This window comes from Mesorhizobium sp. M7D.F.Ca.US.004.03.1.1 (assembly GCF_003998635.1).
Classification (GTDB): domain Bacteria; phylum Pseudomonadota; class Alphaproteobacteria; order Rhizobiales; family Rhizobiaceae; genus Mesorhizobium; species Mesorhizobium loti.
In genome coordinates, this window is the sequence record NZ_RZQG01001589.1 from 1 (window position 1) to 698 (window position 698).

Genomic DNA, 698 nt, shown 5'->3' on the forward strand with positions numbered 1-698 from the left:
GGCGGCGGTGGCGGTGGCGTCGGCGTGTTCACTTCCGCCGATGTCACGATCGACGCCTTGGGCACAGTTACCGGCGGCGCCGGTGGCCTGCTGGCCGGCCAGGGCGGCGGCGGCGGTGGCGCGGCAGCCCTCCTGGTCACCGGCGGCGGCACGATCACCAACAGTGGCACGTTGCTCGGTGGCAAGGGGGGCGATGGGCGCGCGGGGTTTCCGACGGGTGCGGGCGGCAGCGGCGGCGAAGGCATTCGGCTGATCAATGGCGGCACGGTCGTCAACAATGCCGGGGCATCGATTACCGGCGGGGCCGCCGGCCTCAATGGAGCCGGCATTGGCGGATTTGGTGTCGCCGCATCCTCCGGCGGGGCCGGCATCAAAGGTGCCAACGTCTCGGTGCTGAATGCCGGCACGATCTCCCGCGGCGCGACTACCGGCGGTGGCAGGGTCAATGCCATCACCTTCACTGGCGGGGTCAACTCGCTCGAACTGTGGTCGACCTCGCTCATAACAGGCAATGTCCAGGCCTTCAGCGCCGCCGATAGCTTCACCCTCGGCGGTGCCGGCAACGGCAGCTTCAACGCCGCCTCCATCGGTAACAGCGCGCAATATCGTGGCTTCGGCAGCTTCGAAAAGACCGGCAGTGGCACCTGGGTGCTGACCGGCGTCACATCGGCGTTGACGCCCTGGACGCTGAGTGGCGG

Annotated in this window: 1 pseudogene; it reads left to right on the top strand. The window is 69.1% G+C overall.

The features are described from left to right. Window positions 1-698: pseudogene (locus EN935_RS41235) on the top strand (autotransporter domain-containing protein); the annotation flags it as partial.